This is a genomic window from Methylorubrum rhodesianum (genome assembly GCF_014199985.1).
Lineage (GTDB): Bacteria > Pseudomonadota > Alphaproteobacteria > Rhizobiales > Beijerinckiaceae > Methylobacterium > Methylobacterium rhodesianum.
Genome location: NZ_JACHOS010000007.1, coordinates 69,036 through 84,897 on the forward strand (window position 1 = coordinate 69,036; position 15,862 = coordinate 84,897).

Consider the following 15,862-nt stretch of genomic DNA (forward strand, 5'->3'; position numbering starts at 1 on the left):
GCTCGTTCGGACGTCACGTCGATCACGTGATGGATCCCCAAAGCTCGCCCGACGGCCAAGCGCGACAAAAGGTAAGCGCGACAAATGGGACAGTCTTACTGTCCTATAGGCGGACGTTGCCAGATTTCATTCATTCCAGCAAGGGGCCGCCGGCGGCCACCGTCGTCCTTTTGAACATGCCTTGAATTCGCGTGGCGCAGCCGAGGTTCGTCGGCGCGCGGCGTATCCGGCGGCACGGCGGCGTCCCTGGTCCTGGCAGGTTCCGGCCCGGTCCGCAATGTCGCCCCATTCAATCGTTTAGAAAACCTTGCCGGCACGGAAGGAATGCGGGGATCGCGTCTGCCGTGACGCCGGGGGACCCGCGGTCAACAGCGGGCTCCCGGGACCTTCCCTTCTGCAAAAGCTTGGTTCGCGAGGTCCTATGGCTTCGAGCCGTCATGCCTTCGGTCGTCTCACGGGAGCGGTGCTGCGTCGCGGCCTCGGCTTCGGCCTGACCGCCGCGCTTCTGACCGGAGCCGGCCTGCAGGCCGCCGCCGCCCAGGGCTTCTACCGCGGGATCTACGGCCCGCCGCGGGTGGTGTATTTCGAGGAGGACGGCCTGCTGCCGCCGCGCGAGGTCGTCGAGGACCTGCGCGACCGCGGCTTCACCGAGATCGCCCGCCCCCGCTACGACGGGCGGAACTACCGCGTCGAGGCGACGAGCCCGCGCGGCCAGCGGCTGCGGCTCGTGGTCGATGCCCGCGAGGGCGACGTGATCGGGCGCGAACCGCTCGGCGGCGTCTACTATCCCTCCGACCGCATCCGGCCGGCGGCGCCGGGCTACGGCTGGACCGAGGACGACATGCGCCCGCGCCGTCCGCTCCGCGAGGCGGAGCGGATCGTGCCGCCGGCCGACATCCCCTCCGTGCCCGGCCTGCGCAACGCACCTGCGGGGAGCGATCGGGGCGCCCCCCGCGACGTCCGGGTCGAGCGCGCGCCGCCCGCAACGCGGCCCGAAGCCAATCCCCTCGGCGTGAACCCGGACGCGGTGGGCCGCTCCGAAACGCCCCGGCGCGCGGCCGCCCGGACCGCGCCGGCGCCCAAGCTCCCGTCCCAGGCGCGCATTGCACCGGCGGCTCCGGAGCCTTCGCTCCGGTCCGGCCCCGCCGGATCCACTGCGATGACGCCGGCGGCCAAGTCCGAACCCGCCAAGTCCGAACCGGCCAGAAACGAGTCGGTGAAGACCGAGCCGGCCAAGCCGGATGTGAAGGAGGCGAAGGCCGTTGAGCCGAAGGCGCGCGAGGTGCGGCCTGAGGTCGGAAAGGCTGAGGCGGCCAAGTCGGAGCCGTCCAAGGAAACGGCCAAGGACACTCCCAAGGAGCCCACGAAAACCGCCGAGTCGAAGCCCGCGCCGGCCGCGGGCAAAGGCTGGCAGGATCCGCCGGCCGACGGCGCGCGCAAGAACGTGCGGGTGATCGGCGGGGCGACCGTCGTTCCCGGCGGCGCCGGCGGCGAGGCCAGCAGCACCGACTGAACCGGGATCGTTCTGAGCCGGGATCGATTCAGGGAGCGGCGGCTCAGCCGCCCTCCCCGGCCAGCAGGAGCCGCTCGCGCCCCGAGAATACGGTGAGCGTATCGGATCGCGCGATGGCGCAGAGCGTCATGTCGTGGCAGCGCGCCCGCTCGATGGCGAGCGAGGTCGGCGCGGAGATCGCCACCAGAACCGAGGCGCCGAGGGTCGCGGCCTTCTCCGCCATCTCGAAGGAGCAGCGGCTGGTAATGACGAGGAAGCCCTCGTCCGGCCGCACGCCCCGGCGCAGCAGCGCCCCGATGCACTTATCCAGAGCATTGTGGCGGCCGACATCCTCGCGCACCGCCACGAGCGTTCCGTCGAGTCCGGCCCAGCCGGCCGCGTGAACCGCGCGGGTCTCGCGGTTGAGGGTCTGGCAGTCGTGCAGGGCGGTGAGCGCGGTCTGGATCGCCGCCAGCGTCACCTGCGGACCTTTGCCGGACCGTGTCTTGGCGATCGGCAAGGCGGCAAGGTCCTCGATGCCGCAGACGCCGCAGCCGGTACGGCCGCTGATCGCGCGCTTGCGGGCGAGATGCTCGCGCAGCCGCCCGGGGGCGAGGTCGACCAGGAGCCGCAGGCCGCCCTCGCCGGGCTCGACGGTGACGCCGCGGATCTCGTCGGACGACTCGATCACGCCCTCGGTCAGGCTGAAGCCGTAGGCGAAGTCCTCGAGATCGGCCGGCGTCAGCATCATCACGGCGTAGGGCACGGTGCCGTAGACGACGTTGACCGGCATCTCGACGGCCAGCGAGCGGGAGTCGGGCCGCGCCTCGGGGGCGTCGTAGGCGACGACGAGCGTGCCGACCTTGCTCGACGTCGCGGGGCTGTCCCCGCCGAAGTCATCCTCAGATTTTCGGCTCAGGTCCCGCATTCGTATCCCCAGAGGCAGCCAATTTGCTCGTGGCGCAAGCCTGATCCCGCGTCCAAGCGACGCTTAGCGGTGCTGTTGCGGTTGCGATTTGATGATCAGTATGGTTCTACGTCGCAACCGCCCATCCGGCAGCAACACGGTCGCGCCGGAACCGGCAAGGCCCGCGACAAGGTCGGGCAGTCCTCGGATTTGCGACGCTGATCGGCGAATTCAAGGGCAAACAAACCATAGGCATCAGGGGAGCCAAGCGGGGATATGCGGACGACGCAGGCGCAACATCGGTCATCGTGGGGGCTCGCCGCTTTCGGCGCTCTCCTCGGTTCGTCCTCCTCCGCTCTCGCGGCCGGCATCGGCCAGCCCGAGCCGTGGCAGATGAGCCGTCAGGTCCCGGTCACGGCCGAGGCCGTCGACCTCCTCAACTTCGAGCACGGGCTGCACTGGCTCGCCTTCGGCATCTCGGTCTTCGTTCTCGCCCTCATCCTCTACTGCATCTTCAAGTTCAGCGAGAAGGCGAACCCGACGCCGTCGCGCACCACGCACAACACGATGATCGAGGTGGCCTGGACCATCATCCCGGTCCTGATCCTCGTGGCGGTGGCGATCCCCTCGTTCCGCACGCTGCGCACCCAGCTCTCCGACCCGAAGGCCGACGTGCTGGTCAAGGTGACCGGCCATGCCTGGTACTGGTCCTACGACTACCCGGCCGAGGGCGATAAGGGCGGCTTCACCTTCGACGCCAACGTCGACGAGGAGCAGCAGCCGAAGCTTCTCGCCACCGACAACGACATGGTCGTGCCGGTCGGAAAGGTCGTGAAGGTGCAGGTCACCTCCGCCGACGTGATCCATTCGTGGGCGATCCCGTCCTTCGGCGGCAAGATCGACGCGATCCCCGGCCGCCTGAACCAGTGGTGGTTCAAGGCCGACCGCGAGGGCACCTATTACGGCCAGTGCTCCGAGCTCTGCGGCGCCCGTCACGCCTACATGCCGATCACCGTGCGCGTGGTCAGCGAGCAGGCCTATGCCGAGTGGCTGACCGAGGCGAAGACCAAGTACGCCGCCATCGACAACGGTGCGCGCCTCGCGGACGCCCGCTGACACTTCATCGGGCCGGGGCGCCGCCGTCCCGGCCGATCCTCCATTCGCCAGAGGCGACAGACATCTGATTAAGGCAAGGATCGATGGCCACCGCCACAGCACATGCCGGGCATGACGCCCACCACGACCATAAACCCTCCTTCTTCGCCCGCTGGTTCCTCTCGACGAACCACAAGGACATCGGCACGCTCTACCTGATCTTCGCCTTCATGGCGGGCATCATCGGCGCGTTCCTCTCCTTCGGCATCCGCATGGAGATGGAGGAGCCTGGGCTCCAGTACTTCTCCAACCCGGCGACCTACAACGTGTTCGTCACCGGCCACGGCCTCATCATGGTGTTCTTCATGGTGATGCCCGCCCTCATCGGCGGCTTCGGCAACTGGTTCGTCCCGCTGATGATCGGCGCGCCGGACATGGCCTTCCCGCGGATGAACAACATCTCGTTCTGGCTGACCGTGTCGGGCTTCGCCTGCCTCGTCTGCTCGCTGTTCGTCGAGGGCTCCCCCGGCGCCAGCGGCGCGGGCACCGGCTGGACCGTCTACCCGCCGCTCTCCTCCTCGGCCGGCCACCCCGGCCCGGCGGTCGATTTCGCCATCTTCTCGCTCCACCTCGCCGGTGCGGGCTCGATCCTCGGCGCGATCAACTTCATCACCACCATCCTCAACATGCGCGCCCCCGGCATGACGCTGCACAAGATGCCGCTCTTCGCCTGGGCCGAGCTCGTCACCGCCTTCCTGCTGCTCCTGTCGCTCCCGGTTCTCGCCGGCGCGATCACGATGCTGCTCACCGACCGCAACTTCGGCACCACCTTCTTCGCCCCCGAGGGCGGCGGAGATCCGGTGCTCTACCAGCACCTGTTCTGGTTCTTCGGTCACCCCGAGGTGTACGTGATGATCCTGCCGGCCTTCGGCATCGTCTCGCACATCATCGCCACCTTCTCGCGCAAGCCCGTCTTCGGCTACCTCGCCATGGCCTACGCCATGGTCGCCATCGGCGTCGTCGGCTTCGTCGTGTGGGCTCACCACATGTACACCGTCGGCCTGTCGCTCCAGACGCAGTCCTACTTCGTCTTCGCGACCATGGTGATCGCGGTGCCGACCGGCGTGAAGATCTTCTCCTGGATCGCGACGATGTGGGGCGGTTCGATCCGCTTCACCGCGGCGATGCACTGGGCGGTGGGCTTCATCTTCCTGTTCACGGTCGGCGGCGTCACCGGCGTCGTGCTCGCGAACTCCTCGGTCGATAAGTACCTGCACGACACCTACTACGTCGTGGCGCACTTCCATTACGTGCTCTCGCTCGGTGCCGTGTTCATCATCTTCGCCGGTGTCTACTACTGGTTCCCGAAGATGACCGGCCACGTCATCCCGGAATGGGCGGGCAAGCTGCACTTCTGGCTGGCCTTCATCGGTGCGAACGTCCTGTTCTTCCCGATGCATTTCCTCGGTCTGGCCGGCATGCCGCGGCGCTATGCCGACTACCCGGAGGCCTTCGCCGGCTGGCACAAGGTCGCGACGCTGGGCGGTCACGTCTTCGCGCTGAGCATGGTCGTGTTCGTGATCGGCATCGTGCTGGCCTTCCGCTCCAAGACCCGCGCCGCGGACAATCCGTGGGGCGAGGGTGCCACCACCCTGGAGTGGACCCTGTCCTCGCCGCCGCCCTTCCACCAGTTCGAGACGCTCCCCAAGATCGTCGACGAGCCGGCCCACTAAGGCAGGCGGGATACAACAGGATCGCGAGGACCGCCCAGGCGGTCCTCGCTCTTTCCCGGAGGCCTCTCTCCCACGTCGGAGAGGCCTCCCGCAAAGGGCGGCGCCGCGAACGGCGCGATCCGAGACCATCAGAACAAGCGTCAGATCACGGTTTCCATGACGAGCCTGTCGAACAGCCTGAGCGCCGACGCCGGCCGCGTGTCGCTCCCCTCCGCCGCGGGCGGCGAGGTCGCCGACTTCTTCGCCCTGCTCAAGCCGCGGGTGATGGTGCTCGTGATCTTCACCGCCCTCGTGGGGATGGTGGTCTCGGACGCCACCGTGAACCCGGTGATCGCGGCGATCTCGCTGCTGATGATCGCGGTCGGGGCCGGCGCCTCGGGCTGCCTCAACATGTGGTGGGACGCCGACATCGACGCGCTGATGACCCGCACCGCCAAGCGGCCGATCCCGGACGGGCGCATCCGCCCCGACGAGGCGCTCACCTTCGGCATCGTCCTGTCGGTCGGCTCGGTGCTGATCCTCGGCCTCGCCTCGAACTGGCTCGCGGCCGGGCTTCTCGCCTTCACCATCGTCTTCTACGCCGTGATCTACTCGATGTGGCTGAAGCGGGCGACCGCGCAGAACATCGTGATCGGCGGTGCCGCCGGCGCCCTCCCCCCGGTGGTCGGGCAGGCGGCCGTGACCGGCCATGTCGGCATCGAGTCGCTGGTGCTGTTCGCGATCATCTTCATCTGGACGCCGCCGCATTTCTGGGCGCTGGCGCTGGTCAAGAGCGGTGAGTACGCCCGCGCTGGCATCCCGATGATGCCGAACGTCGCCGGCCCGGATTCGACCCGCCGCCAGATCGTCTGGTACTCCCTGCTGCTCGCGCCCCTCGGTCTCCTGCCGGTCTCGCTCGGCTTCGGCGGCTGGCTCTACGCGGCCGTCGGCGTGCTCGGCGGGCTCGGCATGCTCGCGGGCGCGGTGCAGGTGTACCGCCTGCGCGAGGGCGAGTCCGAGCGCAAGGCGGCCATGGGGCTGTTCGCCTTCTCGATCCTCTACCTGTTCCTGCTCTTCTCGGCGCTGCTCGCCGAGCAGGGGCTCGGACTGTTCCGCGCGGTCGCAGCGTGAGGCCTGCCATGTCCGATCTGCCGGAAGGCGTGCGCCCGCTGACGCCGGAAGAGGCCAAGACCCGCCGCAAGCGCTCGGTGGCGATCGCCCTGACGCTCGGCGCCCTGGTGCTGATCTTCTTCGTTCTGACGATCGCCAAGCTCGGGCCGCAGGTCCTGCAGCGGCCGCTCTGAGGACCCGAACCGATGACGGATGTGAGCGAGAGAGGGGTGCGGGCGGCGCGCGGCACGCGCTGGACGGTCCTGGCCTGCGCCGGCGTGGTGCTCGGCATGGGCGGTCTCGCGGCCGTCTCGGCGCCGCTCTACTCGATGTTCTGCAAGGCGACCGGCTATGGCGGCACCCCCCTCGTCGGCGCCGCGCCCACGGTCGCGGTCGGCGAGGCCCTGGCGCCGGTCCTGGTCCGGTTCGACACCAACGTCTCGAAGACCCTGTCCTGGCGCTTCCAGCCGGAGCAGTCCCGGGTCGAGGCGGTACCCGGCCAGACGGCGACCGTGTTCTTCAAGGTGACGAATACCGGCCCGACGCCCTCGACCGGTATCGCCGTGTTCAACGTGCAGCCCGACCTGATGGGGAGCTACTTCGTCAAGGTGCAGTGCTTCTGCTTCGACGAGCACACGCTGCAGCCGGGTGAGTCGGCGGAATTCCCGCTGGTGTTCTACGTCGATCCGGCCCTGCGCAAGGATCCGGACATCGGTTCTCTCTCGGAGATGACGCTGTCCTACACCTACTACCCCTCGAAGAACGGCGCGCCGGTGGCGCAGGCGGCCAAGCCCGCTCCCACGCGCAATTTTTGAGGGATCGTGCGACGGCGCAAGCGTGACAATGCCTTGGCTGCCGAAGTAGAGGGTTTTCAACCGAGGTCCGGTCCCGCCGGACCTCCAAGGCAACAGGGCCCGGCCGTCAGGCGGTGACGGGCCGGGGCGAGGGAGAAGCATCGCGATGGCCGGGGCGCACGCCAAGAACCACGATTACCACATCATCAACCCGAGCCCGTGGCCGCTGCTGGGCGCGTTCTCCGGGTTCCTGATGGCCTTCGGCGCCGTCTTCTGGATGAAGGGTCTCTCCGCCGGCGGCCTCGCCATCGGCCCCTACGTGTTCGGTGCCGGCACGCTCGGCGTGCTCTACACCATGCTCTCGTGGTGGAAGGACGTCACCCACGAGGCCAATTCCGGCGACCACACCCGCGTCGTCCAACTCCATCACCGCTACGGCATGATCATGTTCATCGCCTCCGAGGTGATGTTCTTCGTGGCGTGGTTCTGGGCCTATTTCGAGGCCGCCCTCTACACCGCCGACCCGATCCAGCCCCAGCGCCTCGAGTTCACCGGCGGCGTGTGGCCGCCCAAGGGCATCGAGGCGTTCGATCCCTGGCACCTGCCGCTCCTGAACACGCTGATCCTGCTGACCTCGGGCACCACCGTGACCTGGGCCCACCACGCCCTGCTGCACGGCGACCGTAAGGGCCTGAAGTACGGCCTGTGGCTCACCATCATCCTCGGCGTGCTGTTCACCGCCTGCCAGGCCTACGAGTACGCGCATGCGCATTTCGGCTTCGCCGGCTCGATCTACTCCTCGACCTTCTTCATGGCGACGGGCTTCCACGGCGCCCACGTCATCATCGGCACGATCTTTCTCGCCGTCTGCCTGCTGCGCACCTACAAGGGCGACTTCACCCCGAAGCAGCATCTCGGCTTCGAGTTCGCCGCCTGGTACTGGCACTTCGTCGACGTGGTGTGGCTGTTCCTGTTCGCCGCCATCTACGTGTGGGGCGCCGGCAGCGCCGCTCACTGAGCCGGTCTTCATCGGCCGCCCGGCACGGGCGGCAACCCGGAAGGGCGGCGCGAGCCGCCCTTTTTCGCGTGCGGTGGGCCGCCCGGTGCATCATACCGGCGCTCAGCGAGGAGCATGCCGTGAACCGAGTCGCCACGAACCCGCCCCCCTCCCCGATCGCGACCGGCCTGCGCGGGCGCTGCCCGGCCTGCGGCGAGGGGCACCTGTTCCGCGGCTTCCTCGCCGTCAGGCCGTCTTGCGAGGTCTGCGGCCAGGACTTCTCCGCCTTCGACTCCGCCGACGGGCCGGCCTTCTTCGTGATGTCGATCACCGGCTTCGTCGTGGCGGGCACGGCGTTATGGCTGGAATTCACCTACGAGCCGCCGGTCTGGGTCCACGCGCTCGTGGCGGGCAGCCTCGCCATCGGTTTGAGCCTGGGCCTGGTGCGCCCGCTCAAGGGCCTGCTCGCGGCGGTGCAGTTCGTCAACAAGGCCGAGCAGGGACGCTTCCGCTAGTGGCTGCGCTGTCCGCGATCGAACGCCGCGCGCGCCTGCGCAGCCTGTGGGCACCGGGCTTCGCGGCCCTGGTCTGCCTCGCGATCCTCCTCGGCCTCGGAGTCTGGCAGCTCGCCCGCAAGGGCGAGAAGGAGGCGCTGATCGCCCGCATCATCGAGCGCTCGCACGCCGAGCCGCCGGCCGCCCCTCCCCCCTTCGACGCGTGGGACGCCAAGGCCGACGAGTTCAGCCGGGTGCGGGTGCGGGGCACCTTCCTCCACGACCGGGAGACCCTGGTGCACGGGCTGGCGCCGGGCGAGCCGGGCCGCGCGCTCCAGGGCTTCTACGTGCTCACTCCGCTCAAACGCGACGACGGTTCGACGATCCTGATCAACCGCGGCTTCATCCCGACCGAGCTGAAGCGGCCCGAGGATCGCGCCGCCGGTCAGGTGGCGGGCGAGGCGACGGTGACGGGCATGCTGCGGGCGAGCGAGGCCCGAGGCCTGTTCGTTCCGGAATCCGACCCGAAACGCGACGCGTGGTTCACCCGCGACATTCCCGGCATCAGCGCCGCCCGCGGCCTGACCGATGTCGCCCCCTACCTGATCGAGGCGGATGCCACGCCCAACCCCGGCGGCTGGCCCCGCGGCGGCCAGCTCCGGGTCGATCTGCCGAACAACCACCTGCAATACGCCTTCACATGGTTCGGCATCGCCGCCTGTCTGATCGGCGTCTTTTCCGTTTTCGCGTGGCGACGGCTGCACGAACCGGAGGAGCCGAAAGCCGGCTGACGGCGTTGGCAAGGGTGATGCCGGGATCTCGGCCTCACCCGTGGGATCGGCCTCCCGCGGCAGGATCCGCGGAGTGCCCTCGATGCGCACCGTTGCCAGCCTCCTCATCCTCGTTCTGGCCGGTCTCGCGGCCCGGGCCGACGACGCGAGCCGCGACACCGCCCGCAGGGCCGCCCGCGCCACCATCGAGCGGCAGATCGATGCCTTCCGCCGCAACGACGCCGTGGGCGCCTATGCCGAGGCCGCGCCCCAGATCCGCAACTTGTTTCCCTCGGCCGAGACCTTCATCGCCATGGTGGCGAAGGGCTACGCCCCGGTCCTGCGCCCGCGCAGCTACCGCTTCGAGACAGCGCAGGAGACAGCCGAGGACGAGATCGCCCAGGGCGTGAGCCTCCAAGACGAGGCCGGTCTCGATTGGGTGGCGCTCTACACGCTCCAGCGCCAGGTCGACGGCCAGTGGCGCATCACCGGATGCCAGCTGAAGAAGGCGCCGGGCGAGCGGATCTGACGTCACGGGACGAGAAACCGGTCCGGCTCCGCTTCGACATGGCGAAATCGATCGTGTAGAGGGGGCGCCTTCCCGGAGGCATCCTTGCTGCACGTCTCGACCCGCGGCGCCGCCGCGCCCTTGAGCTTTTCCGATGCGTTGCTCGCCGGCCTCGCCCGCGACGGCGGCCTCTACGTGCCCGAGAGCTGGCCCCAGCTGACCCGTGACGAGATCGCGGGCTTTGCCGGCCTGCGCTACGCCGAGGTCGCCAAGCGCGTGCTGCGCCCGCTCATCGACGGCGAGATCCCGGACGAGCCACTCGATCGCATGATCGAGGACGCCTACTCGACCTTCCGCCATCCGGCGATCTGTCCGCTCACGCAGATCGACGACAACCTGTTCCTGATGGACCTGTTCCACGGGCCGACGCTCGCGTTCAAGGACGTGGCGATGCAGCTCCTCGGGCGGCTGATGGACTACGTCCTGCGCCAGAAGGGCGCGCGCGCCACCATCGTCGGCGCCACCTCGGGCGATACGGGCAGTGCCGCGGTCGAGGCGTTCAAGGGGCTCGATCAGGTCGACGTGTTCATCCTGTTTCCGCACGGGCGCGTGTCGGAGGTGCAGCGGCGGCAGATGACCACGGTCAACGCGCCGAACGTCCACGCGCTCGCCGTCGACGGCAATTTCGATGATTGCCAGAACCTCGTGAAGGCGATGTTCCAGCACGCCGACTTCGCCGACGCGGTCAGGCTCTCGGGCGTCAACTCGATCAACTGGGCGCGCGTGGCCGCCCAGACCGTCTACTATTTCACGAGCGCGGTGGCGCTCGGCGCGCCTCATCGGAAGGTCTCGTTCGCGGTGCCGACCGGCAATTTCGGCGACATCCTCGCGGGCTGGGTCGCCAAGCGCATGGGCTTGCCGATCGAGCGGCTGATGATCGGCACCAACGCCAACGACATTCTGGCCCGCACCCTGGAGCACGGCGCCTACGAGCCGCGTGGCGTGCAGCCGACGACCTCGCCGTCGATGGACATCCAGATCTCGTCGAATTTCGAGCGGCTGCTGTTCGAGGCGCTGGACCGCGACGCCTCCGCGCTGGGGCGCCTGATGGCGGGCCTCAAGCAGTCGGGCGGCTTCACGCTGAGCCCCGAGGTGCTGGCGAGCGTGCGCGACGAGTTCGACGCGGCCGCCGTGCGCGAGCCCGACGTGGTGGATGAGATCGCCGGCACCTATCGCAAGACCGGCATGGTGCTCGATCCCCACAGCGCCATCGGCGTGCGCGCCGGCCGCAAGCTGCTGGAGAAGGATCCGGCGACCCCGGTGGTGGCGCTCGCCACCGCCCATCCGGCCAAGTTCCCGGATGCGGTCTCGCAGGCGACCGGCGGCGGCCGGCCGGTGCTGCCGCCCCACCTCGCCGACCTGATGACCCGGCCGGAGACCGTGGCGAATCTGGCCAATGATCAGGCCGCGATCGAGCGCTACATCACGGAGCATGCCCGCATCACCCGCGGCGCCTGAGGTGAAATGAACCAGCACTTCTCGACCTTCGGCGCCTCGCCGGGCCTCACGGTCACCCGGCTCGACAACGGTCTCACCGTCGCCACCGAAACCATCCCCGGCGTCGCCACCGCGACGCTGGGCGTCTGGGTCGGGGCCGGCTCGCGGCACGAGCGGGCGGACGAGCACGGGCTCAGTCACCTGATCGAGCACATGGCCTTCAAGGGCACGGCGACGCGCTCGGCCCGAAAGATCGCCGAGGACATCGAGAATGTCGGCGGCGAGATCAACGCCGCCACGAGCACCGAGAGCACGAGCTACACCGCCCGGGTTCTCGGCGAGGATGCCGGGGTCGCCCTCGACGTGCTCGGCGACATCCTGACCCGCTCGGTGTTCGATGAAGGCGAGCTCGCCCGCGAGAAGGGCGTGATCCTGCAGGAATACGCGGCGGTCGAGGATACGCCCGACGACGTCGTCTACGATGCCTTCATCGAGACCGCCTTTCCCGATCAGCCGATCGGCCGGCCGATCCTCGGGCGGCCCGACACGATCCAGAGCTTCGACCGTGCGGCGATCGAAGCCTACATCGCCCGCGAATATGTCCCCGATCGCATGGTGCTCGCCGCCGCCGGCGCGGTGGAGCATGCCGAGATCGTCGCGGCGGCCGAGCGGTATTTCGGCGCTCTGAACCCCGTCGAGGCACCGCCGGTCGTGGCCGGGGTCTACGGCGGCGGCGAGCGGCGGATGCAGAAGCGGCTCGAACAGGCCAACCTCGTGCTCGGGCTGCCCGGCCTCTCCTTCCGCGACGACGGCTACTACGCGCTGCATCTGTTCAGCCAAGTCCTCGGCGGCGGGCTGACCTCGCGGCTCTGGCACGAGGTGCGCGAGACCCGCGGGCTCGCCTACGACATCCAGGCCTTCCACTGGCCCTTCACCGATTGCGGCCTGTTCGGCATCGGCGCGGGTACCTCCGGCGCGGATCTCGCCGAACTCGTCGACGTCACCATCGCCACCACCCGCGAGGCGGCGGAGCGGCTCGATACGGCCGAACTCGCCCGCGCCAAGGCGCAGCTCAAGCTCTCCCTGCTCTCGGCCCTGGAGACGCCGGGCGGGCGCATCGAGCGCAATGCCCGCCAGCTTCTCGCCTGGGGTCGGGTGATCCCGCCGCAGGAGCTGATCGCCAAGATCGATGCGGTCGAGGTCGAGCACGTGCGCGCGGCCGGCCGCGACCTGCTGCGCGGCGCTCCGACGCTCGCGGCGATCGGTCCGATCAAGGGGCTTCCGCCGCTCTCCCGCGTGACGGCAGGCCTTCAGGCGGCCTAACGACGCTCTAAATCCGGGGGGTGACGCCGACGGCCAGCCCTTCCGCCTCCAGGGTCACAGAGAACCGTTTCGGAGACAATCCGGCCGCCATGAACCCTGTTGCCGTCGCGACCATGCTCGGCATCGCCCTCGGCTTCTTCGGTCTGCTCGCCTACGCGCTGACCGTGGGCGAGGCGTGGCTGCTCGCCCTCCTCGCCATCGTCGCGATCGGGGTGTTCGTGCGCTGGGGGGAATGACGGGGCGCTTCCCCGGTCGGCGTGCAGCGGCGGAACCCATGCCTCTCCCGTCCTTGCGCGCGCCCGTCCTTGCGCGCGGCAGCGAAGCCCTCCCTCCGCCGCGTCCTTTCCCGAAAGTGCGGAGCCCTGGATCGCTTCGGCTCCGCCTCGCGACGACGGGTGCGTCGGGCTATTTTCCGTCTTCCAGTGCCGGTCCCCGTGTCGCATCGGTCCCGTGACCCGTACCCGCAAGCGGACCGACCGTGACCGGCTGGCCCGAGCGGGCGGCCGCGTAAATCGCCTCCATCAGGATCATGTCCTGAAGTCCCTCCTCTCCGGGTGTGCGGGGACGGCGATCCTTGAGGATGCACTCGGCCATGTGGTCGAGTTCGAGCGCGAACTGGTTCTTGTGCGTCAGCACCGGTTCGTCGCGCTGGACGTGGCTGCCCTCGCGGTGGGCGACCGTGAGGCGCTGGCCGCGATAGGCGAAGGCGTTGTGCAGGTCGAGCGAGCCGGTGGTGGTGTGGACCCGCAATTCGCGGCTCTCATGCACACCGTAGCTGGTGCCGCATTGGGCGATCACGCCCGAGGGGAAGCGGAGCGTGAAGGCGACGCTCTCCTCGACCTCCTTGAAGCGCGGATCGTTCTCGGGCGTGACGATCTGCGCCTGGATCGAGACCGGCTCCTCGCCGAGCAGGGCCCGCACGCCGTTGAGGCAGTAGATCCCGATATCGGGCAGCGCGCCGCCGCCCGCCAGCGCCTTGCGCAGGCGCCACTGCTCTGGCAGCGCCGTGGTCTGGCCGTTGAAGGCCTCGACCATCTTCACCCGCCCGAACTCGCCGGAACGGGCGAGCCGCACGACCTCGCGGTTGAAGGGCTCGTACTGGCAGCGATAGGCGATCATCAGCTTGACGCCGGCCTTGTTGCAGGCCTCGACCATCTCCTGCGCCTCGGCCGAGGTGTTCGCCATCGGCTTCTCGCACAGCACGTGCTTTCCGACCGCCGCCGCCGCGAGCACCTGATCCCGGTGCAGGCCGTTCGGCGTGACGATGTAGACGACCTTGACCGCGGGGTTGGCCTTCAGCCGGTCCCACTGATCGTAGGCATAGATCGCATCCTCCGGGATGCCGTACTGCGCCGCCGTGAGCCGCGCCTTCTCCGGCGAGCCGGACATCAGCGCCACCGGCTTCGCTTTCTTCGCCTCGCCGAAGGCCGGCAGGATTTCCTCCAGGCTGAGGCGCCCGAGCCCCACGACGGCGAAGCCGACCCGCTCGGAGGGCGGCATCGGTGCGGGCGGCGGCGGCGGCGGCGCGTCGCCGGCATCGCGCCAGTTCGGAAACACGATCCGGCCGTCCTGCAGGGCACCGGTATCGGCCGGCACCGAGGGGGCCGGCGGCCCGGAGGCGGCCCGCGCGCCGCCGCTCAGGCCGAGGGCCGCGCCGGTCAGGCCGGCGCCTCCTGCGAGGAGGAGGCGACGGGACAGTCGGAGGTCATCGGTCATGAAGCGGGTCCGGCCTTGCTGATTGGGTGCCTTGCTCGCACCTGGCCGGAACGCGTCAGCCCGCGGCGGTGGTTCCTTTGATCTGGCCGGGGCCGGTCGACGCGGGCGTCGGATCGGGGTCTTCCACCTCGCCCCGGCGCTGGAGCTGGAGGGCGACGAACCAGCACAGGGCCGCCCAGGCGGCGCCGACGCACCAGCCGGCCAGCACGTCGCTCGGCCAATGCACGCCGAGATAGACCCGGCTGATGCCGACCAGGACGGTCATGGCGATGCCGAGCACCAGCAGCAGCGCCTTGACCCGGCGCCGCCGCTCGACGCGGGCGAGCAGCGTGGCGAGCGTGAGGTAGGCGATCGCCGACATCATGGCGTGGCCGGAAGGGAAGCTCGCCGTGAACACCTCCATGCCGTGCGGCACGAGATCGGGCCGCGGGCGGTGATAGAACAGCTTGAGCACCGTCGAGACCGCCTCGCCGCCCCCGACCGCGGCGAGCACGAACACCGCCACCCGCCGCCGGCCGGAGAGGGCGAGATAGATCACCGCCGCCGCCGTGAGGAACACGATGGTGACGACGCTGCCCCAGCCGGTGATGTCGCGCATCGCCTCCTCCAGCCAGGCGGGGCCGAGCGGGTCGGACAGGTCGGCGGGGTTGCGCAGGGACAGCAGGATCTTGCGGTCGAGCGCCGCGGTCGAGCCTTCGCCGACCTCGCGGGCGAGCGCGAAGAAGCCGTAGCCGAGGGTACTGACGAGGAGCAGTGAGACCAGCGGCCCGACCTCGTTGAGGTGGAGCCGCAGCCATACGGCGGACGAGCCGCGCCAGAGGGCGCCGCCGCTGTTTCGCGCGATACCGGGCAGTCTCATGCCGCATCCCCGAATGCGATGGTCGCGACCCGCTCCCACGGACCGCCAAGGTAACGCCATAGCAGCACGCCCGGGGCGTGGAAGTGCGACGGTCTGAAATCCTGGCTGAGCGCGGCGTGCAGCGCGCGGGCGGTGTCAGGCGCGACCTTGTTTTGCACGGTGACGTGCGGGCGCCAGCCCTGGCGGTCCTGTGCCGTGAGATGCTCGCGGAACGCCGCCGCGATCCGCCCGCGGAAGGCGGACAGCGCCTCCGATTCCAGCACGTAGGCGACGCCGCGCCCGGTGAAGCGCACCCCCGTCACCGCCACGTCCGGCGCGCTCTGCGTGCGGGCGAGCGCCGTCACCGTCTCGGTCACGCCCGCTGCATCCTCGCCCGGCAGGTGGTGGAACAGCGTGGCGTGGGCCGGGATGTGGTTCAGCGCCTCGGGGAAATGCCGCCGCCTCAAACCGTCGAAGGTGGCGAAGGCCGCCGCGTCCATCTGCAGCGTCAGGATCAGCGGGGCGGCCTCGGACAACGCTTCGCACTCTCGGATCGGGGCCGGTCGCCCGGCGCACCCCGGGCAAGATGGTGCGGCGGGAACGCGTATC

At 69.5% G+C, this 15,862-nt stretch carries 17 protein-coding genes; 13 read left to right on the forward strand and 4 right to left on the reverse strand.

The genetic code is table 11. From position 1 onward, the window contains the following. The first annotated feature begins 421 nt into the window (after window positions 1-421). On the forward strand, window positions 422-1,513 hold the full coding sequence (locus tag HNR01_RS11595; protein WP_183667829.1) for a hypothetical protein: 1,092 nt from the start codon (window positions 422-424) through the stop codon (window positions 1,511-1,513). A gap of 43 nt (window positions 1,514-1,556) precedes the next feature. Here HNR01_RS11595 and fdhD read toward each other — a convergent pair whose 3' ends face one another. Continuing rightward, window positions 1,557-2,420, reverse strand: a complete 864-nt coding sequence (gene fdhD, locus HNR01_RS11600; protein WP_183667830.1) for a formate dehydrogenase accessory sulfurtransferase FdhD — start codon at window positions 2,418-2,420, stop codon at window positions 1,557-1,559. Between the two features lie 255 nt (window positions 2,421-2,675). On the opposite strand from fdhD, the gene coxB reads away from it, so the two are divergent. The 12 genes from coxB (at window position 2,676) to HNR01_RS11660 (ending at window position 12,935) form a co-directional block, all read left to right on the forward strand. Then, the gene (gene coxB, locus HNR01_RS11605) at window positions 2,676-3,515 is read left to right on the forward strand and encodes a cytochrome c oxidase subunit II (protein WP_017486505.1); all 840 of its coding nucleotides are present in this window, start codon (window positions 2,676-2,678) and stop codon (window positions 3,513-3,515) included. Between the two features lie 83 nt (window positions 3,516-3,598). Continuing rightward, on the forward strand, window positions 3,599-5,227 hold the full coding sequence (gene ctaD, locus HNR01_RS11610; RefSeq protein WP_017486504.1) for a cytochrome c oxidase subunit I: 1,629 nt from the start codon (window positions 3,599-3,601) through the stop codon (window positions 5,225-5,227). Between the two features lie 156 nt (window positions 5,228-5,383). Continuing rightward, entirely contained in the window at window positions 5,384-6,337 is a 954-nt protein-coding gene (locus tag HNR01_RS11615) for a heme o synthase (protein ID WP_183667831.1), read from the forward strand. Between the two features lie 8 nt (window positions 6,338-6,345). Beyond that, window positions 6,346-6,510 (forward strand): cytochrome c oxidase system small membrane protein, encoded by a 165-nt coding sequence (locus HNR01_RS11620; protein ID WP_017486502.1) that lies wholly within the window; start codon window positions 6,346-6,348, stop codon window positions 6,508-6,510. 12 nt (window positions 6,511-6,522) lie between these two features. Next, window positions 6,523-7,131, forward strand: coding sequence for a cytochrome c oxidase assembly protein (locus tag HNR01_RS11625; protein WP_183667832.1), 609 nt, complete (start codon window positions 6,523-6,525; stop codon window positions 7,129-7,131). Between the two features lie 145 nt (window positions 7,132-7,276). Beyond that, window positions 7,277-8,128 carry a cytochrome c oxidase subunit 3 gene (locus tag HNR01_RS11630; protein ID WP_017486500.1) on the forward strand — a complete coding sequence of 284 codons (852 nt, stop codon included), beginning with the start codon at window positions 7,277-7,279 and terminating at the stop codon, window positions 8,126-8,128. Between the two features lie 119 nt (window positions 8,129-8,247). Beyond that, the gene (locus HNR01_RS11635) at window positions 8,248-8,622 is read left to right on the forward strand and encodes a DUF983 domain-containing protein (RefSeq protein ID WP_183667833.1); all 375 of its coding nucleotides are present in this window, start codon (window positions 8,248-8,250) and stop codon (window positions 8,620-8,622) included. Further along, complete coding sequence (locus tag HNR01_RS11640; protein WP_183667834.1) at window positions 8,622-9,392, forward strand: SURF1 family protein; 771 nt, start codon at window positions 8,622-8,624, stop codon at window positions 9,390-9,392. The genes HNR01_RS11635 and HNR01_RS11640 overlap by 1 nt, the downstream gene beginning before the upstream one ends. An 82-nt stretch (window positions 9,393-9,474) precedes the next feature. Then, window positions 9,475-9,900, forward strand: a complete 426-nt coding sequence (locus tag HNR01_RS11645; RefSeq protein WP_183667835.1) for a DUF4864 domain-containing protein — start codon at window positions 9,475-9,477, stop codon at window positions 9,898-9,900. Window positions 9,901-9,984: 84 nt separating this feature from the next. Continuing rightward, on the forward strand, window positions 9,985-11,397 hold the full coding sequence (gene thrC / locus HNR01_RS11650) for a threonine synthase (RefSeq protein WP_183667836.1): 1,413 nt from the start codon (window positions 9,985-9,987) through the stop codon (window positions 11,395-11,397). A 6-nt stretch (window positions 11,398-11,403) separates the two neighbouring features. Continuing rightward, a complete protein-coding gene (locus tag HNR01_RS11655; protein WP_183667837.1) occupies window positions 11,404-12,699 on the forward strand; it encodes a M16 family metallopeptidase in 1,296 nt (431 codons plus the stop codon). 89 nt (window positions 12,700-12,788) lie between these two features. Beyond that, window positions 12,789-12,935, forward strand: coding sequence for a hypothetical protein (locus HNR01_RS11660; RefSeq protein WP_017486494.1), 147 nt, complete (start codon window positions 12,789-12,791; stop codon window positions 12,933-12,935). 169 nt (window positions 12,936-13,104) lie between these two features. On the opposite strand, the gene HNR01_RS11665 is transcribed toward HNR01_RS11660, so the two are convergent. The 3 genes from HNR01_RS11665 to HNR01_RS11675 are packed head-to-tail and all read right to left on the reverse strand — an operon-like array spanning window position 13,105 to window position 15,789. Beyond that, on the reverse strand, window positions 13,105-14,415 hold the full coding sequence (locus tag HNR01_RS11665; RefSeq protein ID WP_183667838.1) for a Gfo/Idh/MocA family protein: 1,311 nt from the start codon (window positions 14,413-14,415) through the stop codon (window positions 13,105-13,107). A gap of 55 nt (window positions 14,416-14,470) precedes the next feature. Continuing rightward, complete coding sequence (locus tag HNR01_RS11670; RefSeq protein ID WP_183667839.1) at window positions 14,471-15,274, reverse strand: phosphatase PAP2 family protein; 804 nt, start codon at window positions 15,272-15,274, stop codon at window positions 14,471-14,473. Then, window positions 15,271-15,789: a 2'-5' RNA ligase family protein gene (locus tag HNR01_RS11675; protein WP_183667840.1), complete on the reverse strand. Its 519-nt coding sequence runs from the start codon at window positions 15,787-15,789 to the stop codon at window positions 15,271-15,273. The genes HNR01_RS11670 and HNR01_RS11675 overlap by 4 nt, the downstream gene beginning before the upstream one ends. Between the last annotated feature and the right edge of the window lie 73 nt (window positions 15,790-15,862).

What these genes read in the sequence shown, in the direction of transcription:
- HNR01_RS11595 (WP_183667829.1), top strand. Translation starts at nt 422, where the DNA reads ATGGCTTCGAGCCGTCATGCCTTCGGTCGTCTCACGGGAGCGGTGCTG.
- fdhD (WP_183667830.1), bottom strand. Translation starts at nt 2,420, where the DNA reads ATGCGGGACCTGAGCCGAAAATCTGAGGATGACTTCGGCGGGGACAGC.
- coxB (WP_017486505.1), top strand. Translation starts at nt 2,676, where the DNA reads ATGCGGACGACGCAGGCGCAACATCGGTCATCGTGGGGGCTCGCCGCT.
- ctaD (WP_017486504.1), top strand. Translation starts at nt 3,599, where the DNA reads ATGGCCACCGCCACAGCACATGCCGGGCATGACGCCCACCACGACCAT.
- HNR01_RS11615 (WP_183667831.1), top strand. Translation starts at nt 5,384, where the DNA reads ATGACGAGCCTGTCGAACAGCCTGAGCGCCGACGCCGGCCGCGTGTCG.
- HNR01_RS11620 (WP_017486502.1), top strand. Translation starts at nt 6,346, where the DNA reads ATGTCCGATCTGCCGGAAGGCGTGCGCCCGCTGACGCCGGAAGAGGCC.
- HNR01_RS11625 (WP_183667832.1), top strand. Translation starts at nt 6,523, where the DNA reads ATGACGGATGTGAGCGAGAGAGGGGTGCGGGCGGCGCGCGGCACGCGC.
- HNR01_RS11630 (WP_017486500.1), top strand. Translation starts at nt 7,277, where the DNA reads ATGGCCGGGGCGCACGCCAAGAACCACGATTACCACATCATCAACCCG.
- HNR01_RS11645 (WP_183667835.1), top strand. Translation starts at nt 9,475, where the DNA reads ATGCGCACCGTTGCCAGCCTCCTCATCCTCGTTCTGGCCGGTCTCGCG.
- HNR01_RS11655 (WP_183667837.1), top strand. Translation starts at nt 11,404, where the DNA reads ATGAACCAGCACTTCTCGACCTTCGGCGCCTCGCCGGGCCTCACGGTC.
- HNR01_RS11660 (WP_017486494.1), top strand. Translation starts at nt 12,789, where the DNA reads ATGAACCCTGTTGCCGTCGCGACCATGCTCGGCATCGCCCTCGGCTTC.
- HNR01_RS11665 (WP_183667838.1), bottom strand. Translation starts at nt 14,415, where the DNA reads ATGACCGATGACCTCCGACTGTCCCGTCGCCTCCTCCTCGCAGGAGGC.
- HNR01_RS11670 (WP_183667839.1), bottom strand. Translation starts at nt 15,274, where the DNA reads ATGAGACTGCCCGGTATCGCGCGAAACAGCGGCGGCGCCCTCTGGCGC.